The sequence below is a fragment of the Candidatus Neomarinimicrobiota bacterium genome (genome assembly GCA_036476315.1).
Taxonomy (GTDB): Bacteria; Fidelibacterota; Marinisomatia; order Marinisomatales; family S15-B10; genus JAZGBI01.
Window position 1 is genome coordinate 1 of sequence record JAZGBI010000096.1, and the last position, 20,055, is coordinate 20,055.

Below are 20,055 nucleotides of genomic sequence, written 5' to 3' on the forward strand. Positions count from 1 at the left end.
AGGCCGATTGTCGTCAGACCTGAGGATGTCCCTCATGGAAGTTTTGTGCTCACCGTCCAGAGGCTGATCCACTGAAATGCTGCGGGCACTCAACTGCAAAAGTTGTCGGGCTTCAGTTTCGGTAATCTTCATCACTTCCGCCAGTTCATCCAGAGTGGGTTCCCTCTCAAACGTCTGCTCAAGTTCTTCTGAACGCTTCTTCAGCCTGGAGACAGTTCCAGCCACATTTGCAGGAAGCCGAACGATACGGGCCTGGTCGGCAATGAACTGAAGGATCGATTGTTTGATCCACCAGACGGCGTATGAAATGAACTTGAATCCTCTCGTCTCATCGAAACGGTGGGCGGCCTTGATCAATCCAATATTTCCCTCATTGATGAGATCCTCGAGCGACAGGCCCGGGAATCGATACTTGTTCGCCACTGACACCACAAACTTAAGATTCGCATTTATAAGACGGTTCAATGCCTCAGTGTCTCCCTGTTTGACCAGACGGGCGAGTTCGATCTCCTCTTCGGGAGTCAGGGGTTCAGTCTTGTCAATCTCGCTGAAATAGATCGCAAGTGAGTGGCTCAGGGGTCCTCCTGACCTGGATTCCGCCAAGTGTCGATGACCGCCCTTGGCTCAGGCTTCAGTATCCGATTTTGATTTCTCAGCAGATTCTGACGGGGTCGCCTCTTCTGTATCGGGAGCATTCTCGTACTCTTTCTTTATCTCAGCAATCCTTTTCAGTTTCTCGTCGATCTGAGAAATGAGCTCGTGAGCCCGCTCTGTGTGCGTGATGAACTGCTTATTGCCCGCGAAATTCGTGACATTCTCCTTATCAGCGGCTTCAAAGACGAACTCTCCAAACTTGGCAAAGTGTTTATCAAGATCCCTCTGAAGTTGGTGAAGTTCCAGCCTCACCTTGCTTACTTTGGTCAATTCCTCTGTTTTCGTGGCCGCAACCTTGCCCAGTTCTTCCGCCTTTTCCGCGGCAGCACTTCCCCAAACTCTTAAGTTTTTCTTCACATCATCCCATAACGCAGCCATGGTGTCTCCTTTCTTGATATGGCAATTTGGTATCTATGAACTGAATTGTCAACCTTCACTTCACCCATTTTTTCAACATCCATTGAGCCATATAGAAAAGCGCGACTCCCGAGGCGACTGCCTCAATCTCGAGCACAAGATTCTGATCTCGGATTCCATAATATAACCCAGACAGAACCGCGAGCAAGGCCATGAGCTGTAGCGATCTCAAAACTACGTACCCCATGAGCATCTCACCTCTAGACACCAAGTTCATCCGCCCTGTCAATAGTTCTCCGGCCCAAGCGACTCCTCAGACAGAGGTTGAACGATGTAAGCGCTCCACATTTCCCCGGTTTTTCACGTCATATGACCCACGAAATGGCTCAAGGGCGGCTTCTTTCCTTTCCCGTAGGGGGAAAGGTCTTGTATTCCAATTTAATGCCCGAACCAGAGGGATAAAATAGATTTAACCTGGAGTGGATATCATGCCCGGAGAGTTTCGTGATTCAAGAAATGAAAGGGAAGACGGCAGACAGGGATTCGCGGGTATTCAGGAAGTTGTGAATCGCATCTTATGAGATCAGCAACACAATCATCCGGTTAGGGGATTCATCCTCCAAAAGAGCCCGCAGCAGCTGGAGGTCAGAAAGAGTTGGCCTGGATTTCTCACCATGAGTCGCACTCCTCCCCGGGTGAATTCTCCTACTTTACCAATGGCGCGCACATCAAGATGCTTGCAGTAAACCAGGATAGTTCCTCCACCGCGAGGACGGAGGCTTCCGTGTGGCGTGCATAGGGAGAGGGACTCGGTCGTGAGATCTCCCTCACCCACTCTTAAATCATAAAAGCGTATGGCCTGCTCAACCGCTTGACTCAAGAGATCGCGCACAACTCTTCATTTCCCGCTATTTTCCCTGACCGCGCTTCCTCCCCTTCCGGGGAGAATAATGCCCTTCTCTCTTCATCCCCCTCTGCTCCCTGATCTGCCTGAGAAGGTGTTCTCTGAAACGGACTTCAAAAACAACGTATTTGGCCTTTTGCTCAGGCGTGAGGATATCACCCAGATTTTCGACAAAATCCTGCTTCTGATTGAGTTTCATTCTTTCCATGTCCAGGACCTTTTTCATGACACCATTCACATCCTTGTCTGTAACTGTTTTTCCCTCATCCACAGCTTCATGTAAGCCGCTCATGAGCTCCTTCTGCTGCTCACTCAGTTCTTCGAGCCCGTCTACCAGCGAATTGTGGCGTGGGAAAAACTTTTGTGCCTGCTCTTCGGAAAGCCCGAGAACATCTGTCAGCTTCCACATTTTCATGAGTTCGAACCTCTCACTCTGCCTGGACATGAGTGATTGATCAGGTCCCGGTGGTGCAGGGGGTTGACCCGATGTCACTGCGAGAATGAATAAGACTGCCACTATCGATTTCATGACGATTCCTCCCATTCATAAAGTTCGGATGGATCGATTATTCCCAGAGCTTCCAGATCCTCGAAAATTCCCCAGTCCTCGGTGACGAAATCCATCCGTTGAACAAGGTAGTCCACCGCCTCCACGACGAATTCTTCATCAACCTGTACTGAGTCAGTGTAGACAAATTCTTCTTCGAAACCGGTAAGAAAATGAAGCTCCGTACCGGTTCCCCACTCCACGTTTGCCCCACCATCAAGATTCGGGAATAGTCCAAAGGAGAGGATTCCCATGAGGGCAAGGCCCGAAGTTGTCATGAGAAGTCTCCTCTTTATTTCAGCGCGACGCCGGATTTCGCGATGCAGACGCATGAGAAATTCATCACCGTCCGGTAGGCTGACAGGATCGTTTGCCACGGAGGATAGTCTTTTTTCAATATCTGCCATCAGTCTTCCCCGGCAAGACTCTTCAGCCTGTTGATAGCGTGATGATAGTTTACTTTCGCACTGTTTTCCGAAATAGCGAGAACACCGGCCACTTCCTTGAATGATAATTCCTGGAAAACACGGAGAAGCAAGACCGTTTTCTGCTTTCTTGGCAGTCTGCCGATTGCTCTCCAGAGGGTTCGATCCACGTGAGGCTGATTTTGTGGATCATCTGAGGACGCTTCTGTTACATGCTCATCTGCAGAGAAAACTTCCATTATGCGCCTTTTCCTGAAATGGCTATTGGCCACATTGACAGATATACGATAGAGCCAGGTGGTAAATTCGCTCTCGCCTCGGAATTTCTTGAGACCTCTGTAAACGCGGATATATGTCTCCTGACAGAGATCGTCTGCTTCCATGAGGTCCGGCACTATATGGGAAAAAAACTCGTAAGTACGGGGATAGTGCCGCTTTGCCAGTTCATCGAAGCTCCTGACATCTCCCTCTTGAAACCGCTGAATCAGTTCTCTGTCCGTCATGGACCATTTTCTACCTTTGGACGCCCCCAAATGAGAAAAGTTAAAAGCGGAACATTCGAGGACCACATCTTCATCTCACGAAAAGGGCGAGTAACATACCGATGGATAGACAGTCCTTCGAGCGTGCATATTGAGTAATTTCCAACGATGGAGATCGAGCCCGCCGCCAGCCAGTATCAGGCCATCACGTATCCCCAAGGTCCTCTTCTGATCCTTGCGGGTACAGGAACCGGCAAAACGTCCACGCTCATTCTACGAATTGAACATATGATCCACAAGGGCCTGTGGGAACCTCGTCATGTTGTACTGCTCACCTTTACCGACCGTGCCAGAGATGATCTTGTCCATCGGGTCCGTGAGGAATTGGGGAACATAGCAGAAGAGATTGCCATCTCGACTTTTCATAGATTCTGCAACCGGCTCGTTCGGGAATACGGGTCATCTCCAGACGCAGAGAAACTTCTTCTGCAGGAGGACGATATCACTTTTCTTCTTCTGAATCGCTTCGACGAGCTGACATTTCTTCAGTCACACAGTTTTAAGACCGATCCCGTGAGCGCAGTAACGAAAAGCTTTGTTCCTTTTTTCAACCGGATCCGTGATGAATTAATTTCGCCAACCGAGCTTGAGCTGAAACTTTCCAGAACGGAATTAACGGCGGACTTCTTGACCACCCAGTTTCCCGGGATAAGTGACAGGGTGGAAACCGACGAATACCTCCGTCAGTTCAGGGACCTCGTACGAGTGTACCGTTCGTATCAGGCCTGGAAGCAGGAACTTGGCGTAGTCGATTATGGCGACATGATTCTCGACTGCTGGGAAATGCTTAACGGTGACCTGGACACTATCAATCTTGTCCGTCACCAATTCCGTCACATCGTAATCGATGAATATCAAGACAACAACTATGCCCTCAATCGAATTGCCGCGGTCATTATGGGGGACAGACCGGACATTACAGTCGTGGGTGACGAAGATCAGTGTATTTACAGCTTTCGCGGAGCCAACTACTACAATATCCGCGACTTTAGAAACAAATACGGCACGGAAGAAAACCATGGAGAGATCGCCCTGGAAGACAATCACCGGTCCACACAGGAAATACTTGACGTTGCCAATCTAAGCATCGCTCATGACAAAAACCGGACCCCCAAAATGCTGAGATCTTCGACCAAGCGTCGCGGACCGAAGACCGCATGGCATGTTGGAGAGAGACGGGAAATGTTGACCGGGATCCCATCCCTCGTGAACGGACTGATTCGTTGGGGAAAACACTTCGGGGACATTGCCGTTCTCTGCCGGACCTGGAACCATGTGGATGAGGTGGCCCAGGCTCTCCAGCGGGCATCTATTCCCACCGATGTCTTCGTGGAACGGTTTTTCAGCGTCCGGGAGATTAGGGACGTCCTGGCATGGGCCCACCTGATTTGTGGCGACTCGAAGGCGGAAATGTCACTGTTTCGATTGTTGACGGATTACCTGGGCCGCCAGTTTGCTGAATCATTCTTTCGCGCTTACGATGCCAGAATCCATGAGGATCTGGTGGAAAGCCTGAATGCATTTGTTTCGAAAACAGACCTGCTTCCGACGGAGAATGAAAGGTTGACGGAGTTCTTGGAGAAGATCGAGGTGCTGAGGCGGGAATTGAAGCAGAATCGGCCTGCTGACGAAATGGTCTGGGAGATCTTGAGCGTCACCGACCTTCTGAAGCACGTGAGGAGGAATTACCGGTACGCCCACCGTCTGGCCCTGGCAAACGTGGGTCACCTGTTGTCTCTCGCGGAGTCCTTCTCCCTGCGTGAGGACCCGAAAACGGTTGATAGATGGCTCAGATATATGAGTGTTCTGGCCCTGCAGGGCAATCGACATGCGATTCAACCTGAATTCCATGATACCTCCATTGCCACCCAGGTTATGACCGTCCACGGGAGCAAAGGACTTCAATTCCCCGTAGTTATCATCCCTTTCCTGCGCTCCGGCAGTTTTCCCATAAACTATTCACCCTCCGGTTCAATCGACCGTCTTCCTGATGAGTGGTATAACTGGCCCAGGCCTGAGGGTCTCACACCTAGAGAGGAGCACCTGAACGAAGAACGCCGGATATTCTATGTCGCTGCGACCCGGGCGATGGAAGAACTTCATCTTTTCGGGCCAGAAAAAGCTCAGTCCGTTTTTCTGAAGGAGATTCTTAATGAGACTTACGAATACGTGGAGAGACAAGATATGAAAGAACAGCAAACTTTGAGGAGTCGAAACAGCAAGTCGGTGCTGAAACAGCGGCTCCTTGTGGAACTTAACCGGGAATTGTCAGCCCACCAATATGCCAACGCTCATACGATAATCGATGCCATCGGCATTGTGGAGGAAACGGGCGGTCTACCGGAAGGTCACGCCTATTCCAGGATGATATCCGACACTTCGTCCATCGCAGATAGGGAAACTGCCGAGACAGGCGAAACGGTCAGTCTCTCCGCCAGCCGCGTGGAACAATATGATACGTGTCCTTACAAATACAGGCTCAGCAAAGTGGATGGCGTCCCGGAACGAAAAAGCAGAGTCCAGATGGAATTTGGTATCATCATCCACAATGTGCTTGAGGAGTTTCACGAATCTCAGGACCAGAGTCTCGAACTCCTGTCATCCCTTCTGGAAAAGCACTGGAGGCAAGAGTCGTTTGAGTACTCAATAAGAGAAGAGGAATTTAAAAGCCAGGGAATTCAGTTATTGACGGACTATTTCAAGTTCTTTCAACCCACCAGACCGGATATCCTGGCCACGGAGGCGAATTTCGACTTCACCCTTCCTGATATGAGTGTACGAATCGTGGGAAAAATTGACCGAATTGACAGGGAGGGCGACAGCCTCACCGTGATCGACTACAAGACCAGCAAGAACAAAGAGAAGGCGAAAACAAGTCTGCAGCTCGCTCTCTACACGGAAGCCATTCGGAGAAACGCCGTGGAAGGAGTGACAGGAGAGGCAGGTTCTGCCTACTTTCATTTTCTCCGGCATCCAGAGGATCCCATCGAAAGTCACATTTTTGAGGAGAGGGATCTCAAAATACAGATGCGAAAGGTAGGAAAAGTCGCGTCAGGGATTCGCAAACGGGAATTTGAGCCAAAAACGGGGTGGCATTGTAACACCTGTGACTACAGGGATTTCCTCTGTCCGGCGTGGGAGGAAAAATAGAACCCTGTAGCAGAAGACAGGAATCACCAAGGAGAAACTTTGCCCGGATATTCAGGCTTGAGCCATTCTATGACTATTTGTCTGGCCCGGCTTCGTCTCCGGGGGTTGCCAGAAAGTCCGATCCTTCTCCAATGGATCCTTCGGACTTCCCCAGCTCAATTTCCTTTATCTTCTGAAGAGGTTTTTCCAGCTGTCGAGTTCGTGTCGTGGTAAGTCTTTCAAATTCGTTCCGGGTAGCCTCGATGCCTTTTCCCATCTTTTGCATGGATTCCACGAATTTCTGCCACTGCTTTTCAAATTCCTTCAGCAGCGACATGATCTGCCCGGCTTTCTCTTCCAGAGTGAAACTTCCCACGGCCTGATGGATGAGAGAGAGAACGGCGTAGAGCGTAAGCGGGGAACAGAGTACGATGTGTTTTTCCAGAGCAAATTCTATCAGAAGGGGATCGTGTTGATGGAGAAATGCATAAATACTCTCATTGGGAATGAAGAGGAGCACATAGTCAACCGTTCCCTCATGAGGATTGATGTAGCCTCTGGAGGCGATTTGCTTGATGTGACCTTTTACGTCTTTGAGGAATAATTTCTGCTCCTGTTCTGTTTGCGAGTCAGAGTCTGATGAAACGAATTTCTCGTAATGGGCGAGGGGAAATTTCACGTCCATATTCAACCGCTTTTCCCTGGGCAGAAAAAATGTGTAGTCGGGTATCTCACCCGATTCAACTTTCTTCTGCTTTACGTAATTAACATTTTCCACGAACCCGATGAGCCGGAGAATATCTTCCACCATCCGTTCCCCCCATTGTCCCCTTGCCTGGGAGCTCGATAACAAATTTCTGAGATCCTCGGTGGTAGTTCGCAGCTTATCCGTTCCTTTTTGACTTTCCGATAACCGGGTGGAAAGTGATGTTGACTGTTTTCTCAAATCTTCCAACACAGAAGCCATTTTCTCCAGATTTGCGTCAATGAGCTTTTTCTTCTCTTCCAGATTAATTTCACCTTTTTCCACCTGGCCTTTCAATGCCTCTTTGGCCACTTTGAGGAACTGGTCCGTGTTTCTAGAAAGGGCATCCAGAGAAAGCGAGGCAAACGCATCCTTCATCTCTCCCTTGGTCAACTCCAGTCTTTTGTCCCGCTGTACCATCACGACATAGATCATAAGGGCTCCCAGCAGGAAGCCCGCCAAAAAGATGATGATGAAAGATAATTCCATGGGGATAAGATAAGAATTCAGTGACGAAATTTCGATGACAATAATTGATTCCTGTCCCTGAAAAAGAGGTTCAGAATATTCTTTCGCCGGACCCGGGAGAAATTTATTTTAGAGCATGAATCCACTTTCACACTTCTTGTCATTAATAAGCTCATTCAGCAATGACTGGGTAAGCTTCATCGCCTTCCTCGGATCTATTTCAATCTTGATTGCCTTGAGTGAATTCGCGGTCAGCAAACTCAATTGGAAACCGGAAACCGCGCGGAAACTTGTTCATATGCTCGTTGGATTCATGACGCTTCTCACGCCTTTTATCTTCTCGTCAAACCTTCCACCCATCATGCTCGCCTCCATTTTCATTGCCTTCAACCTCGTGACTCTCAGGTCGGGAAAACTTCGAGGAATCCACTTGAAGGACCACAAAACTTACGGTACCGTCTACTTTCCTGTCGCTTACCTCCTGTTGTGCCTCTTCTGGTGGGACAGACCCGTAGTTTTCGACATTTCCTTGTCCCTGCTGGCAGTAGGCGATACGCTGGCGGCCGCGGTGGGGAAACACCTTCGATCTCCGAGAACGTTTGTCCTCTGGGAAGAAAAGAAAACGTTCCAGGGGAGTCTTGTCATGTTTGCTTCTTCCGTTCTCCTTGTGGGCATGGGTACCCTGATTCTACATGATGTTTTGGATCTTCCATCCCCACAAATAAGATCCATTTTCCAAGTATCTTTACTGGTTGGGATGATGGCCACAATTGCCGAAGCAGTTTCAAAGAGGGGTTCTGACAATCTCAGCATACCCTTGATTTCCGCCGCCAGTTACGAAATGTTTATGGCGGCGAGCCAGAATGGAGAACTCTTGATTGTCTTCTTCTGGATTCTCATTTCCCTGGCACTGGGGCTGGTTGCTCTCGGTCTAAATACTCTCTCCACCAGTGGAATGGCGGGAGCATTCGTTATCGGCGTCATGGTATTTGGTATGGGACAATGGCTCTTCATGATTCCCATGGTGGGCTTTTTTCTCTCCTCTTCCCTTTTATCGAAAACCGGGAAACGACGAAAAGAGTTTCACAGGAGATCATTTGGAAAGGGATCCAAGAGGGATGTGGTTCAGGTGTTCGCCAACGGTGGGATTCCACTCATCCTCACCGTATGGTGGTTCTACGCGCCTTCGGACAGGCTGTTTGCCGCCTACCTGGCCAGCGTGGCAGCGGCTACGGCGGATACCTGGGCAACAGAAATCGGTCTTTTTTCAAGACGCCCTCCCCGACATATCATTTCCTTGAGACAAATGAAACCGGGTACATCTGGCGGCGTCACGCTACTCGGTATCCTCAGCGGACTCGCGGGCAGCACGGTTATTTCCCTTTTCGGTCTCATCTTTCTGCACGAAATCAGTGTTTTCATTGCTGTTGGCACTGCGGGCTTTGTGGCGAGCCTTATCGACTCCGTCCTGGGTGCAACCGCGCAGGCAACCTACCGGTGCAATGCTTGCCAGAGAGAAACAGAATTATCCACGCACTGCGACATTCCTGCGTTACTGGTGAAAGGCTCCCGGTACATTAACAACGACGGAGTCAACCTTCTCTGTACGCTTTCAGGAGGAGGGCTAATTCTTCTTCTGGGATAGGGAAACGGTTGAGGTCTGTTCTTCCAGCCAATCCGTCAATCTCTCAACCTGGGAACCGGATATAAGATATATGAACGGATAGTCCCTGCTTTTGATATACCGATCATTCTCCACGGTGTCTCCCACGGCGAAGCCGGCAACATCACCCGCACTGTCGGCCAGGACAGCCTCCAGATGGGGCACCCCGGCATACGGTTTTTCAGACAATCCATATGTCGCGAGATCCCGGGGAGAGTAACTGACAATTTCTTTCGCGCCAAGACCGCGAAGTCGAGAAAAAAGTCCGTCGATTTGTGACTTCTCAACCTCAACAGTCGAGTCTCCATAGGCATACCAACCTAAGGTATCTTCCTTTGTGAGAGTGACCTGATGACTCCCGGAAAACCGAATCCTGGAAATCTCCTCTTCACGAAACCGGATAATCTTTTTGTCCTGGAAATAAAACGGTGCTTTTGACAGCCCCTTCTTGGTGGGTTCCCGGATTAGAAATACGGGGGATCTCCCGGATTCATAACCGTAGAACTCTTTGTCGTTTTCACCTTCGTCTCCGATTACAATCTCCTTCGTGCTTCTCTCATCACCGAGACTGAGGATCAGCTCCACGGTGGGATGGTCGAATCCGTAAGTCTTTCGATCCTCCAATCTCTCACTCACGAACTCTTTCGCAGAATAATTCGTGGTGCTTGTGAGAAAACTCTTCACTCGAGAATCGTCAACCCGAGCTGCCACCGGTAACAACATTACCCATTTGTCTCCCGATTTCTCCAGCGTGACTCCACCCTCCGGGGACGTCAGCTCGACTTTTCTCACTTTGTCATTGTCGAAGTGGGCAATCTTCTTATCTCTCAGGTCGAACAGGGACTTCCGGGCCTGGCTGAGAACGTTTGTGCCAGTCACGAAGACTTCAACGGTGTCTGGTTGAGTCGCAGAAAGCGTTGCCTCCCCCACCGAAACAAACAGGCCACCGCGTGTGGGAGCTTCGTCACCAACAATTAACTCGATTGATTTGTTTTCCTTTGTCTTAATTGTGACTCGGGCAGCCGGGGGATTCAATCCGAAATCCTGTAGCTTTTCCTTCCTTACTGCTAATCTTCTGCTGATCTTCGCATTCATGAAGGCGCTGATGTTTCCCTTCACGGCGGAGATCTCCGCCTCCGTCATGACGGGAGAAACGATCCGCCAATTGTCAGGATCTTCCCTTAGGTAGGTAATTGTATCATTATCTTCCCCGCCGCTGAGTGTGACCGATTCAATATCATCCTCCACAAGCTTGAGGAGCGAGGCCCTGATCTCATCTGCTTTTTCCCGTTCCTGACCACCTTTGTATTCGTAGAAGTAGACAAAGACAGCCAGAGTGACAAAGATGAAGAGAAGACTTAGAGTTTTTTTCATGCTTCACATACGATTTCGGACAGAATTCTCTTCCGCTTACGACCGTTTTGTGTAGACATGAATCCCCCACCGAACAGTCACAAGGGGAAGGAGAATAATGAGAAAAAAGAGTGTCAGTTTTTGTTGACGCATGGTCATGGTAAGAGGCCGGTTTTCGGGATCTTTCGGACGCACCGATATCAGATCTTCTTGTTCGGCCAGCCAGCTGACCATGTTCAGAAAGAAGTCCAGATTTCCCGGTGCCTGTTGAATGTAGACGTCCGAGGCAAAATCCGAATCACCCACCACAATGAGTCGTCCCTTTTTTCCTCTGGTTTTCTCCACCGCCACGGCGACGATTGTGGGCCCTTGAAAGTCCGTTTCGTCAAGAGATGCCTTTCCCTGGGAGGCGAGCGCATTCAGGTCGGTCTCTCCCCAACTGCTACGGCTTGTGTAGACAAGCGGGGTTGTCTCAAGGGAATCTTGCTCCTCATCCACAACATCGAGCGAGCGGGTCTTTATGAAGGATGTAGCGAACCGGAAATTCTTCGTCACTTTGTGCTCCCCATATTCTGCGCTGGTGGGGGCGGCACTCACGTTACTGCGGCGACTCAGACCTGTCGCAGATAGGACGAAACTGGAATGGGATTCGAGCACCATGTCATCATTCAGCTGAATATTCCAGTCCCTTACCAACGCTTCCAGTCCCGATTCGACCTCCGGATCGATGAGCGCCAGAAGATTTCCCCCCCCATCGAGGAATTTACCGATCGCTGAAACTTCATTTTCAGCGAATCTCTTCATGGGACCCGCCACCACGAGAATAGTGCCGTCGGAAGGGACCTCGTCCTTCTCATATAAGTTCAATTCTTCCACGTCAAAGTACTGCTTCTCAAGACTTTCCCTCGCAAACTGATACCCCTCCATTCCAGGCTGGTCCGGATAGAGTGTCTTTTCGCCGTGACCTTGCGTGAGATAGATCTTGTGCTTTTCCTCCCGGGTCACCTTGATGAGGGCGTTGGTGACATCTTCTTCCAGAACGCTGTTGATTTGCTCATCTTTGAGACTCGTTTTCAAAAGAAGAGTGGGTAAGTCCAGGTACTGCTTGTCCGGACCAAAAAACTCCCGGATTCGCTCCGGTTCCGATATGGGATCAATGAGTTCGTATTCGAACTTCCCCGAATAGTATGCATATTCCCTGAGTCGGTCTCCCAGGGCGGAGAACTGACTTTCATCAACGAAGGCTATCAGTTTCACATCATCCTCGAGGTTTCTGAGAATACTCCTCGTTTGGCGAGAAAGACTGAACTCCTTTTGAGCCGTCGCATCCATTCTCCAAGAATGCCGGATTGACAGATAGTTCAGCATCGCGATAATGCCAATGACCAGAATAATCACGATAAAGGCGTTCAGACTTAACAGTGCTCTTCGATCCTCGATTGATGAGACAAATCTCCTCCAATTACCGATCAATGAGAGGATAAAAACTACGGCCCCCGCAGCAATCAATATCCATGCGATGGCGTCGAACTTCACGATGGATACTCCGTACAGCCAACCGAGGAATAGAATTCCCAGCCCGTCGAATATGGAACCTCGCCACAGTTTCGTCATTACGACCTCCACTTCAGGCTTTCAATAGACTGGTGGGCGAAAAAGAGCATAATGCCGCCAAGGGAGAGGTAATAGACCAGATGGCCAGTATCGAAGATCCCTTTGGCAAAATCGTCAAAATGCTCTATGATGGAAATATAGTTGAAAAATCCCCCCAGGAAACCAGTGCTGAAGTGGGAAAACCATCCAACGAGCCACAGGAAAAGAAGAGCGACAAAGGTCCCCATTGCAGAGATAATTTGATTCTCCGTCATGGAAGAGACCCAGATGCCCAGAGCGATGGATGCTGCGCCCATTGCCAGAATGCCAAGATAGGAAACGGCAATAGGCATCACATCGGGCTCCCCGAATAGGATGATGATAAGTGGGTAGACCCATGTTATCAAAACCATGATGGCATACAGAGCGAAAGCAGCCAGGAATTTGCCCAGGACAATCTGAGCGGTGGTCACCGGAGAGGTAAGCAGCAGTTCCATGGTCCCTGTTCTTTTATCTTCAGAGAAGCTCCTCATGGTAATCATGGGGAGTACGAAGAGGGTAACCACACTGATATTTGAGAACAGGGGCCGCAGAATCATGTGATTCACATTCACCGGGGGAGCGGGCTGGCGCATCCTGGCCGCCTGCCATTGAAGATTGACGGCGTATTGAAGAAAGGAGGAAGTGAGAAGATAGAAAAAAACACCTGTTATCATGAGGAATAATCCGATCACAACATAGGCGACTGGCGATGAAAAATATGATTTGAAGTCTCGACCCAGTACCGTCATTATGTTTCTCATAACTCTCCCCCCTCCTCCGCATCGGATGTGAGACGGAGGAAGACATCCTCAAGCGTTGATTCTTCCACCCTCATTTCCAGTAGATTCCACCCCTTTTCGGAGAACAGCTGAGACAGGGACCTGCGAACGGGGAATTGAAAATCACATTCGAGGGTAAACTTGCTCATACCATTCTCAGAGCTTGAATCAAGCACCTTCTTCACCCCTTTGGTGGACAGTAAGGCTTCGGAAACGTCAGAGAGCGTGCCTTCCACGCTCACCTTGAGTTTCTCCGCGCCTTTCAATGACTTTGCCAATCCCTCGGGGGTATCCTGAGCAACAATTTTCCCCCTGTCTATGATAAGCACCCGGCTGCAAATCATACTTGCTTCAGGAAGAATATGGGTGGAAAGAATGACGGTGTGCTCACCAGCGAGCGACCTGATGAGCTCCCGCACTTCCCTGATCTGAATGGGATCGAGTCCGATCGTGGGTTCGTCGAGAATGAGAACTTCGGGATCGTGGATTAGCGCCTGAGCCAAGCCAACTCTCTGCTTGTACCCTTTCGACAGTGTCTTGATCGTTTTCTCCTTCACGTCCACTATACCAACTTTGGCAGAGACATCCTCAATCTTCTGACCTATCTCTCGAGAAGGAATCTGCTTCAATCTGGCTGCGAAGCCGAGGTATTCGTTCACCGTCATATCGACGTAAAGCGGGGGCACTTCAGGCATATAGCCGATACGGCGCTTCACCTCCAAAGGTTTTTTCACCACATCAAAACCGGCCACTTTCGCTGTCCCTCTTGTGGGCGGCATGAAGCCGGTGATAATTCTCATGGTGGTAGTCTTTCCTGCCCCATTGGGACCCAGGAATCCGAGGATTTCACCTTTCCCCACACGAAACGAAATATCGTCAATCGCGGTGAAGTCCCCATAACGTTTCGTCAGGCGTTCCACTTCAATCATACAGCCTCCAATTCATGATTCTTCCTCGGTGCTAACCAATCAATGCGACTTCGATCCAGGAGGGTCACAACCGTCTCATGATCATCCAGGCACCGTTCCCTCATGGGCTCAAACCTTGCAAACTTGACGAGATCCGCCCTCTTCAGGACATCCAGGAGTTTATCCATGAGGTCGTCATCGAGGGTAATCAGCGCCCTCGATTTTTCAATTTCCTCCGTGGTCATTTCCATGATACGTACAAAGTACTGATTCTCGAGATACTCCCGAACAATGGTCGAAAGTTCCGCGTAAAACTGCCTCAAATCATGGCCGTTCGACAAGCTGTGATTGCCCAGGGAAACCAGTCTCTCCCGTGCAATCTCATAGGGAGACCTTAAGGGCTCGTGGCGATACTCAGGCGGTTTTCCGGAGGAGACCCGCTTTCTCCAGAGCCAAACGAGGGATCCCAGTAACAGCAAGATTAGGGCCAGCGACAGCACAAGACGCACGGGGAACACCATGGGAATGGGAACGGGAGGTTTAACATCCCTGAGAGTGGGCTGGGGATCGGAGATGACCGTCTCTACAGTCACGGTGATGGGATCGGTGCTCACGGAACGCTTCACGCTGCCTTCCGTGGCAGAGATGACATCGACCGAATATGCAGGTAACACAAACGATCCCGTATCCCAGAATGCGATTTCAAATTCGACACCGACATCATCCTTGAATTCACCCCTGACTGTTTTCTTCCCCACGACCGAAATGTCCGGATCTTCTACGACGATGCGAGAAAAATCAATAATTCTTTCTCCTTTCCCCTTGGCCCACACCTGGAAACGTACGATTGCACCGACGGTGGTTGAGGATGTGTCGACGGTACTGTAGACATGGAACGGTGACGGGGACATTTCCCTGGTTTCGCACCCGCTCCAGAGCGACACACACGCTACGATTCCCACCATCGAGAGTCCCGTCGCTCTTGAGTATCTGGACGCCGCCATCATCCTAACCTGAATTATCCGCAGGATCTTGAGATGAGATCCGCCGCCTCCAAGGGAGTCCCTGTGACCCGTGGGGTCTCCTACGGAGGGAGAAGAACACCAAGGGTGAAAGAAGGTATAAGGAGATAAGGTATAGGTGGGAAAAGGTTGGCACGTCAACACGCGAACAGATGCTCTGGAGGAGTTCCTTTGGGAAACACTCCAACACTCAGCCTGAAGTCATTGCAGTATCTTCACGAACTTGCCCGCCTGCCACCCGACCTGTCGAGAGGGGCGGGCAGGGCAGCTGATGAATAGGTCAAGCTAGAACCGTTTTTCCCGCTGGCGGAAAAAGTCCATCAGGGGTTCCACATAGTCGGTCCCCACCGCAACGGGAATGAGGTCCAACTTAATCTTCTTACACATCCCCGCTAACGTTTCCATTCGTTCAATCATCCGATCTCTGTACTCTTTCCGCGCGACCCGGGACGTGGTATCCATCCAGAAGGTTTCCCCGGTTTCAGGATCGTGAATCTTCACAAGGCCAGTGTTGACAAGATCAATCTCACGCGGGTCGTAGATTTGAATCCCGATGAGATCATGCTTTTGATTGGCAATCCGGAGCGTCCGCTCAAAGCCGGAATCGAGGAAATCCGAGATGAGAAAAATCACACTCCTTCTATTCAAGATCCTCAGAAGGTAGCTCATGGCTCCCTCGATATCGGTCCCCCGGCCCCGGGTTTCGTGATAGAGCAGCTCCCTCACCACTCTCAAAACGTGCGAGGAACCTTTCTTCGGAGGGACGAACCGCTCAATATTGTCCGTAAAGATCAAGAGGCCTACTTTATCGTTGTTCTTGATTGCGGAAAAACCGAGAACGGCTCCCATTTCTGCGGCGAGCTCTGCCTTGAATTGTGATGCGGAACCAAAATGTCCGGATCGGCTGGCGTCGTATGCAATAAGAACGGTGAGCTCCCGTTCCTCCTCAAATACTTTTACGAATGGAGCATTATACCTTGCCGTTACATTCCAGTCGATGAGTCGTATGTCATCCCCTGGTTGGTATTCACGAACTTCGGAGAAGGTCATGCCACGTCCCTTGAAGACGCTGTGGTACTCTCCTCCAAGAAAATCATTTACGAGATGACGGGTGCGTATTTCTATATGACGGACCTTTTTGTGGATTTCTTGAGAGATCATTCTCTCTACTTACGGAACTTCGATGGTGTCAAACAGCCGATGGATCAGGTCTTCAGGAACAACCTCTTCCGCTTCAGCTTCGTAGGTAAGTATAATTCGGTGTCGAAGAATATCTTCCCCCACGTAGCGAATGTCCTCAGGCACAACGTAGCCCCTACGTTCGAGAAACGCTCGTGCCCGGGAAGACTGAATCAAGTAGATGGATGCGCGGGGAGAAGCGCCGTAGGCAATCAAATTGTCGATCTCTCCCAATTTGTAGTCAGCTGGATTTCGAGTCGCCAGAACCAGATTTACGACATACCGCTCCAGTTTCTCATCCACGTAGATTTCATTCACCACGGAGCGAGCATTCCGGATGACTTCAGAGGATACTTCGGACTTTAGATCGATGCTTCCGTCTGTCGCCGCCACTCTCCGGAGGATTTGGAGCTCCTCCTCTTGGGAGGGATAATCGATCTTCAACTTCATCATAAATCTATCCACCTGGGCTTCGGGCAGTGGATAAGTTCCCTCTTGTTCTATGGGATTCTGAGTTGCGAACACAAGAAACGGGTCATCGAGCAGAAACGTCTCTTCCCCCAAGGTAACCTGCCTTTCTTGCATCGCCTCCAGCAGCGCACTTTGAACTTTAGCAGGCGACCGGTTTATCTCATCTGCCAGTATTATGTTGGCAAATATCGGACCTTTCTTCGTCTCAAAACCACCCGTTTTCTGATTATAGATCAGGGTGCCGATTAAGTCGGCAGGCAACATATCGGGGGTAAACTGAATTCGCTGGAATTTCGTGTCGATCAGCTGCGACACCGTCTTGACGATGGTCGTCTTGGCTAGGCCGGGAACACCTTCCAGAAGAATATGGCCATTGGATAACAACCCGATGAGGATCTTTGTTATGATATCCTTCTGCCCCACGATTACCTTCTCCACAGCTTCCACAAGGGGATCTACGAAGATTGACTCCTTGGCAATCTTCTCGTTGATTTCAGTGAGACTGAAATTCACCATTTCGCAGGACTTTGGTCCAAGTGGAACTAGGAGGTGATATGGCGGAGTCTTGGAATCTCGTTCAGGTCCTTCCCGAGATTCTCCAACTCGAACTGAACAGACTGCACAAGCCCGCTATCGGCTCTGTCCGAATAAAGTTCGAGAAATCTTTCATACTCTTGTCTCGCCATTACGAGATCTTCAATGAAATTGGCATAGACATAGCCCAACATAAACTGGGCGTTCACCGAAAAATGAGACTCTGGATACGAGGAAACGACTGTCCGATATTCCTTGACCGCCTGCTCAAAATCCTTGGCATATGCGATAAACGTGTCACCCAGCATGTATTGGGCTTCTGCCGCCGCCGGATGACCGGGATGGACTTTGACGAGCTTTCTCAGAGACTCGATCGCATCACCGTATTTCGATTCACCGATATCTGCCTTTGCCGCTTCCAGCAAACCATCGGGGGAATCAGACCGCTTGCCGCAACTTACGGCGAGAGTACCGACAAAGATTAACAAAAATGTGCCGAGAAACTTGCTGAACTTCAACTCTCTCTCCATTGAAAAAGTGGCAAGAATTTAATGGTAATGGTGTGAGTCCACAACCTTAATGTGCCCCGATATTTGCGCTGTAAAACGAGCCAACCTTCTGAAAGTTCCTTCGAGACAACCACACCTTTTTTAGATTGAATTATCCACAGGATCTTGAGATCCACAGGATCTTGAGATGAGATCCGCCACCTCCAGGAGAGTCCCTGTGACCCGTGCGGTCTCCTACGGAGGGAGAAGAACACCAGGTGTGACAAAAGGGATAAGGAGATAAGGTATAGATGGCAAAAGATTGGCACGTCAACACACGAACAGATACTTCGACGGAGTTCCTTTGGGAAACACTCCAACACTCAGCCGGAAGTCATTGCAGTATCTTCGCGAACTTACCAGCCTGCTCCCGGAGGGCTGGCAGGGCGGCTGATAAGTGGGTCAGGTTAGAAAGCATAGGGGACACCCAGATTGATGATTCCCCTGCCTACTGGTTCTCCAAAAGGGATGGCATAGTAGAGTCTGATGGGACCCAGTGGAGTTGTCACCGTGAGCTCTGCTCCGTAATCCCACCCTATCTTGTCATCAAGAGTTCCGGCATCGAGAAACAAATCCAGGCCGAGAATCCAGATGAGGGGAATCCTCAGTTCAGCATTTATCAATGCCTTGGTCAGTCCGCCCTTGGGATGATCTTCATCCGTGAGAAATCTCTGTGGTGCCCATCCCCGGAGACTCGTACTTCCGCCGAGATAAAGGAGAATCCGCGTGGGATCCTCACCATACGACGGAATATTGGGATTCTTGCCCAGTCCCCCCATCAGACCAAGCTTGGTCCTAAGCGCCAGAACAGCGGACGATCCGAAAGGAAAATAGCGGCGATAATCAACCTCCACCCGGTAGTAATCCCGGGCACCCCCAAGAAGCCAACCTACTATAGAAGATTCCACGGTAAATCTGGTACCACGGGACGGGAAGATGGGGCTATCAAGACGTCGATGGCGATAGGAGAACCGGAGGGCATGTTCCTGTTCTTGTTCACCTGTTTTCACATCGATAATGGACCACCGGAGCCCCCCTCTGATGCTCGACTCTTCCGAGAAAACGTGGAGGACATTCCATTCCCCTCCGATCCTCATGAAAAAATCATCCTGGAACCTTACTAGGAAAAGCCTCAAGGAGCTTGGAGCTCTCCATCGGTGAATCCAGAGACTGGACAGAGTTGCTTCTGAGCGGAGAATAGCTTTTCCAAAGGCGCTCTCAACCGGTTCGAGAGGAAATTGGACCGACGCTTTTGCTCTCAGGCGCAGGCCGGTCCCAAAGGAGCTTCTGTCCAACCACTGCACGGTCACTTCCCCGCCTGACACTGATTCCTCGCCTTCACCCCTTGAGCCTATTAGTGCAAGGCCAGGTTCAAAAAACAATTCCCTCACGGTAAACTCCTTGAGCTCTACCCTGATGTTCACAAGATCTTCGGCATCCGGACTCTTCTCCGGGATTATGTCTACAAACGAAAAGAGACCCGTTTCGAAGATTTGCCGCTGACTTAACTCAACGAGTTCATCGTTGTACACCGTCCCCTCGACGATTTCCAACTCCCTCGAGACGATGGAAGAATCCACCCTCGAAAGACCGCCGATAATGATCCGGCCAATCTTGACTGTCGGACCTTCCGTGATGGTGAGAGTAAGATGGATTTCTTCACCCGGAGGATAACCTGACTCAACCACGACAAGAAGTTTGCCCAGATTCCCGTACTCCCGCTGCAACTCTGAAAAACCCTGCCTCACGCCTACAGGATTGAACGGTTCCCCTATCTCTAGACCCAAGATTCTCACGATTCTCTCATCTGACAGCAACTCATTCCCTTGAACGGTTACAGATTCGAGATACGAACGGTCACCCTCCGTTATTCGGAATAGAACGTCCACCCTCCCTTCTTCAGAGACGGTAAACGATTCCTCCACTGTCGCGTCCTGAAACCCCCTGGATAGATAGAAGTTTTTGAGCGTAATGGCGTCAAGCTTGAGAGAACGGCGATTGAATTCAGAGGACTTGACGAGGAAAGGCTCTTTGAGTTTGATAACTCCCTTGAGTTGCCTCGAGGAAAATGACTGATTTCCCTCAAACTGTATCTGATCGACAATGTACCCCTTCTCTTTGAGCTGGCCTTGCAGAGGGAGAACAAGACAGAGCGATGGGACAAGGAGAAATTGAAGTCTTGGGAAGGTCAA

The 20,055-nt window shown here is 50.1% G+C and carries 18 protein-coding genes; 2 read left to right on the top strand and 16 right to left on the bottom strand.

Features of this window, described 5'->3' with window-relative positions; genetic code table 11:
• From V3U24_09525 to V3U24_09550, 6 genes are all read right to left on the bottom strand, one after another.
• The coding region (locus V3U24_09525; GenBank protein MEE9167679.1) for an RNA polymerase sigma factor RpoD/SigA at positions 1–603 on the bottom strand (603 nt) is incomplete at its 3' end.
• A 21-nt stretch (positions 604–624) separates the two neighbouring features.
• The gene (locus V3U24_09530) at positions 625–1,032 is read right to left on the bottom strand and encodes a hypothetical protein (protein MEE9167680.1); all 408 of its coding nucleotides are present in this window, start codon (positions 1,030–1,032) and stop codon (positions 625–627) included.
• Positions 1,033–1,087: 55 nt separating this feature from the next.
• Positions 1,088–1,288: a hypothetical protein gene (locus V3U24_09535; GenBank protein MEE9167681.1), complete on the bottom strand. Its 201-nt coding sequence runs from the start codon at positions 1,286–1,288 to the stop codon at positions 1,088–1,090.
• 631 nt (positions 1,289–1,919) lie between these two features.
• The gene (locus tag V3U24_09540; GenBank protein ID MEE9167682.1) at positions 1,920–2,444 is read right to left on the bottom strand and encodes a hypothetical protein; all 525 of its coding nucleotides are present in this window, start codon (positions 2,442–2,444) and stop codon (positions 1,920–1,922) included.
• Positions 2,441–2,869, bottom strand: coding sequence for a hypothetical protein (locus V3U24_09545; GenBank protein ID MEE9167683.1), 429 nt, complete (start codon positions 2,867–2,869; stop codon positions 2,441–2,443). Before V3U24_09545 ends, V3U24_09540 begins: the two co-directional genes overlap by 4 nt.
• Complete coding sequence (locus V3U24_09550; GenBank protein ID MEE9167684.1) at positions 2,869–3,390, bottom strand: RNA polymerase sigma factor; 522 nt, start codon at positions 3,388–3,390, stop codon at positions 2,869–2,871. Before V3U24_09550 ends, V3U24_09545 begins: the two co-directional genes overlap by 1 nt.
• A 147-nt stretch (positions 3,391–3,537) precedes the next feature.
• Between V3U24_09550 and V3U24_09555 the strand changes: the two genes are divergently transcribed.
• Entirely contained in the window at positions 3,538–6,579 is a 3,042-nt protein-coding gene (locus V3U24_09555) for an ATP-dependent DNA helicase (GenBank protein MEE9167685.1), read from the top strand.
• A gap of 73 nt (positions 6,580–6,652) precedes the next feature.
• On the opposite strand, the gene V3U24_09560 is transcribed toward V3U24_09555, so the two are convergent.
• Entirely contained in the window at positions 6,653–7,792 is a 1,140-nt protein-coding gene (locus V3U24_09560; GenBank protein ID MEE9167686.1) for a DNA recombination protein RmuC, read from the bottom strand.
• A 115-nt stretch (positions 7,793–7,907) separates the two neighbouring features.
• Here V3U24_09560 and V3U24_09565 point away from each other — a divergent pair, with 115 nt between their 5' ends.
• Positions 7,908–9,416, top strand: a complete 1,509-nt coding sequence (locus tag V3U24_09565; GenBank protein MEE9167687.1) for a DUF92 domain-containing protein — start codon at positions 7,908–7,910, stop codon at positions 9,414–9,416.
• Here the strand turns inward: V3U24_09565 and V3U24_09570 are convergent.
• The 9 genes from V3U24_09570 to V3U24_09610 form a co-directional block, all read right to left on the bottom strand.
• Complete coding sequence (locus V3U24_09570) at positions 9,396–10,808, bottom strand: DUF4340 domain-containing protein (protein MEE9167688.1); 1,413 nt, start codon at positions 10,806–10,808, stop codon at positions 9,396–9,398. The two genes, V3U24_09565 and V3U24_09570, sit on opposite strands and share 21 nt — an antisense overlap.
• 36 nt (positions 10,809–10,844) lie before the next feature.
• Complete coding sequence (locus tag V3U24_09575; GenBank protein MEE9167689.1) at positions 10,845–12,401, bottom strand: DUF4350 domain-containing protein; 1,557 nt, start codon at positions 12,399–12,401, stop codon at positions 10,845–10,847.
• Positions 12,401–13,183, bottom strand: coding sequence for an ABC transporter permease subunit (locus V3U24_09580; protein ID MEE9167690.1), 783 nt, complete (start codon positions 13,181–13,183; stop codon positions 12,401–12,403). Before V3U24_09580 ends, V3U24_09575 begins: the two co-directional genes overlap by 1 nt.
• On the bottom strand, positions 13,180–14,130 hold the full coding sequence (locus V3U24_09585) for an ABC transporter ATP-binding protein (GenBank protein ID MEE9167691.1): 951 nt from the start codon (positions 14,128–14,130) through the stop codon (positions 13,180–13,182). Before V3U24_09585 ends, V3U24_09580 begins: the two co-directional genes overlap by 4 nt.
• The gene (locus V3U24_09590) at positions 14,127–15,116 is read right to left on the bottom strand and encodes a hypothetical protein (GenBank protein MEE9167692.1); all 990 of its coding nucleotides are present in this window, start codon (positions 15,114–15,116) and stop codon (positions 14,127–14,129) included. Before V3U24_09590 ends, V3U24_09585 begins: the two co-directional genes overlap by 4 nt.
• Before the next feature lie 300 nt (positions 15,117–15,416).
• Complete coding sequence (locus V3U24_09595; protein ID MEE9167693.1) at positions 15,417–16,292, bottom strand: DUF58 domain-containing protein; 876 nt, start codon at positions 16,290–16,292, stop codon at positions 15,417–15,419.
• Positions 16,293–16,301: 9 nt separating this feature from the next.
• Positions 16,302–17,297 carry an AAA family ATPase gene (locus V3U24_09600; GenBank protein ID MEE9167694.1) on the bottom strand — a complete coding sequence of 332 codons (996 nt, stop codon included), beginning with the start codon at positions 17,295–17,297 and terminating at the stop codon, positions 16,302–16,304.
• Positions 17,298–17,323: 26 nt separating this feature from the next.
• Positions 17,324–17,833, bottom strand: coding sequence for an outer membrane protein assembly factor BamD (bamD, locus tag V3U24_09605; protein MEE9167695.1), 510 nt, complete (start codon positions 17,831–17,833; stop codon positions 17,324–17,326).
• A gap of 437 nt (positions 17,834–18,270) precedes the next feature.
• A complete protein-coding gene (locus tag V3U24_09610) occupies positions 18,271–20,055 on the bottom strand; it encodes a POTRA domain-containing protein (protein ID MEE9167696.1) in 1,785 nt (594 codons plus the stop codon).

What these genes read in the sequence shown, in the direction of transcription:
- V3U24_09530 (MEE9167680.1), bottom strand. Translation starts at nt 1,032, where the DNA reads ATGGCTGCGTTATGGGATGATGTGAAGAAAAACTTAAGAGTTTGGGGA.
- V3U24_09535 (MEE9167681.1), bottom strand. Translation starts at nt 1,288, where the DNA reads ATGAACTTGGTGTCTAGAGGTGAGATGCTCATGGGGTACGTAGTTTTG.
- V3U24_09540 (MEE9167682.1), bottom strand. Translation starts at nt 2,444, where the DNA reads ATGAAATCGATAGTGGCAGTCTTATTCATTCTCGCAGTGACATCGGGT.
- V3U24_09545 (MEE9167683.1), bottom strand. Translation starts at nt 2,869, where the DNA reads ATGGCAGATATTGAAAAAAGACTATCCTCCGTGGCAAACGATCCTGTC.
- V3U24_09550 (MEE9167684.1), bottom strand. Translation starts at nt 3,390, where the DNA reads ATGACGGACAGAGAACTGATTCAGCGGTTTCAAGAGGGAGATGTCAGG.
- V3U24_09555 (MEE9167685.1), top strand. Translation starts at nt 3,538, where the DNA reads ATGGAGATCGAGCCCGCCGCCAGCCAGTATCAGGCCATCACGTATCCC.
- V3U24_09560 (MEE9167686.1), bottom strand. Translation starts at nt 7,792, where the DNA reads ATGGAATTATCTTTCATCATCATCTTTTTGGCGGGCTTCCTGCTGGGA.
- V3U24_09565 (MEE9167687.1), top strand. Translation starts at nt 7,908, where the DNA reads ATGAATCCACTTTCACACTTCTTGTCATTAATAAGCTCATTCAGCAAT.
- V3U24_09570 (MEE9167688.1), bottom strand. Translation starts at nt 10,808, where the DNA reads ATGAAAAAAACTCTAAGTCTTCTCTTCATCTTTGTCACTCTGGCTGTC.
- V3U24_09575 (MEE9167689.1), bottom strand. Translation starts at nt 12,401, where the DNA reads ATGACGAAACTGTGGCGAGGTTCCATATTCGACGGGCTGGGAATTCTA.
- V3U24_09580 (MEE9167690.1), bottom strand. Translation starts at nt 13,183, where the DNA reads ATGAGAAACATAATGACGGTACTGGGTCGAGACTTCAAATCATATTTT.
- V3U24_09585 (MEE9167691.1), bottom strand. Translation starts at nt 14,130, where the DNA reads ATGATTGAAGTGGAACGCCTGACGAAACGTTATGGGGACTTCACCGCG.
- V3U24_09590 (MEE9167692.1), bottom strand. Translation starts at nt 15,116, where the DNA reads ATGATGGCGGCGTCCAGATACTCAAGAGCGACGGGACTCTCGATGGTG.
- V3U24_09595 (MEE9167693.1), bottom strand. Translation starts at nt 16,292, where the DNA reads ATGATCTCTCAAGAAATCCACAAAAAGGTCCGTCATATAGAAATACGC.
- V3U24_09600 (MEE9167694.1), bottom strand. Translation starts at nt 17,297, where the DNA reads ATGGTGAATTTCAGTCTCACTGAAATCAACGAGAAGATTGCCAAGGAG.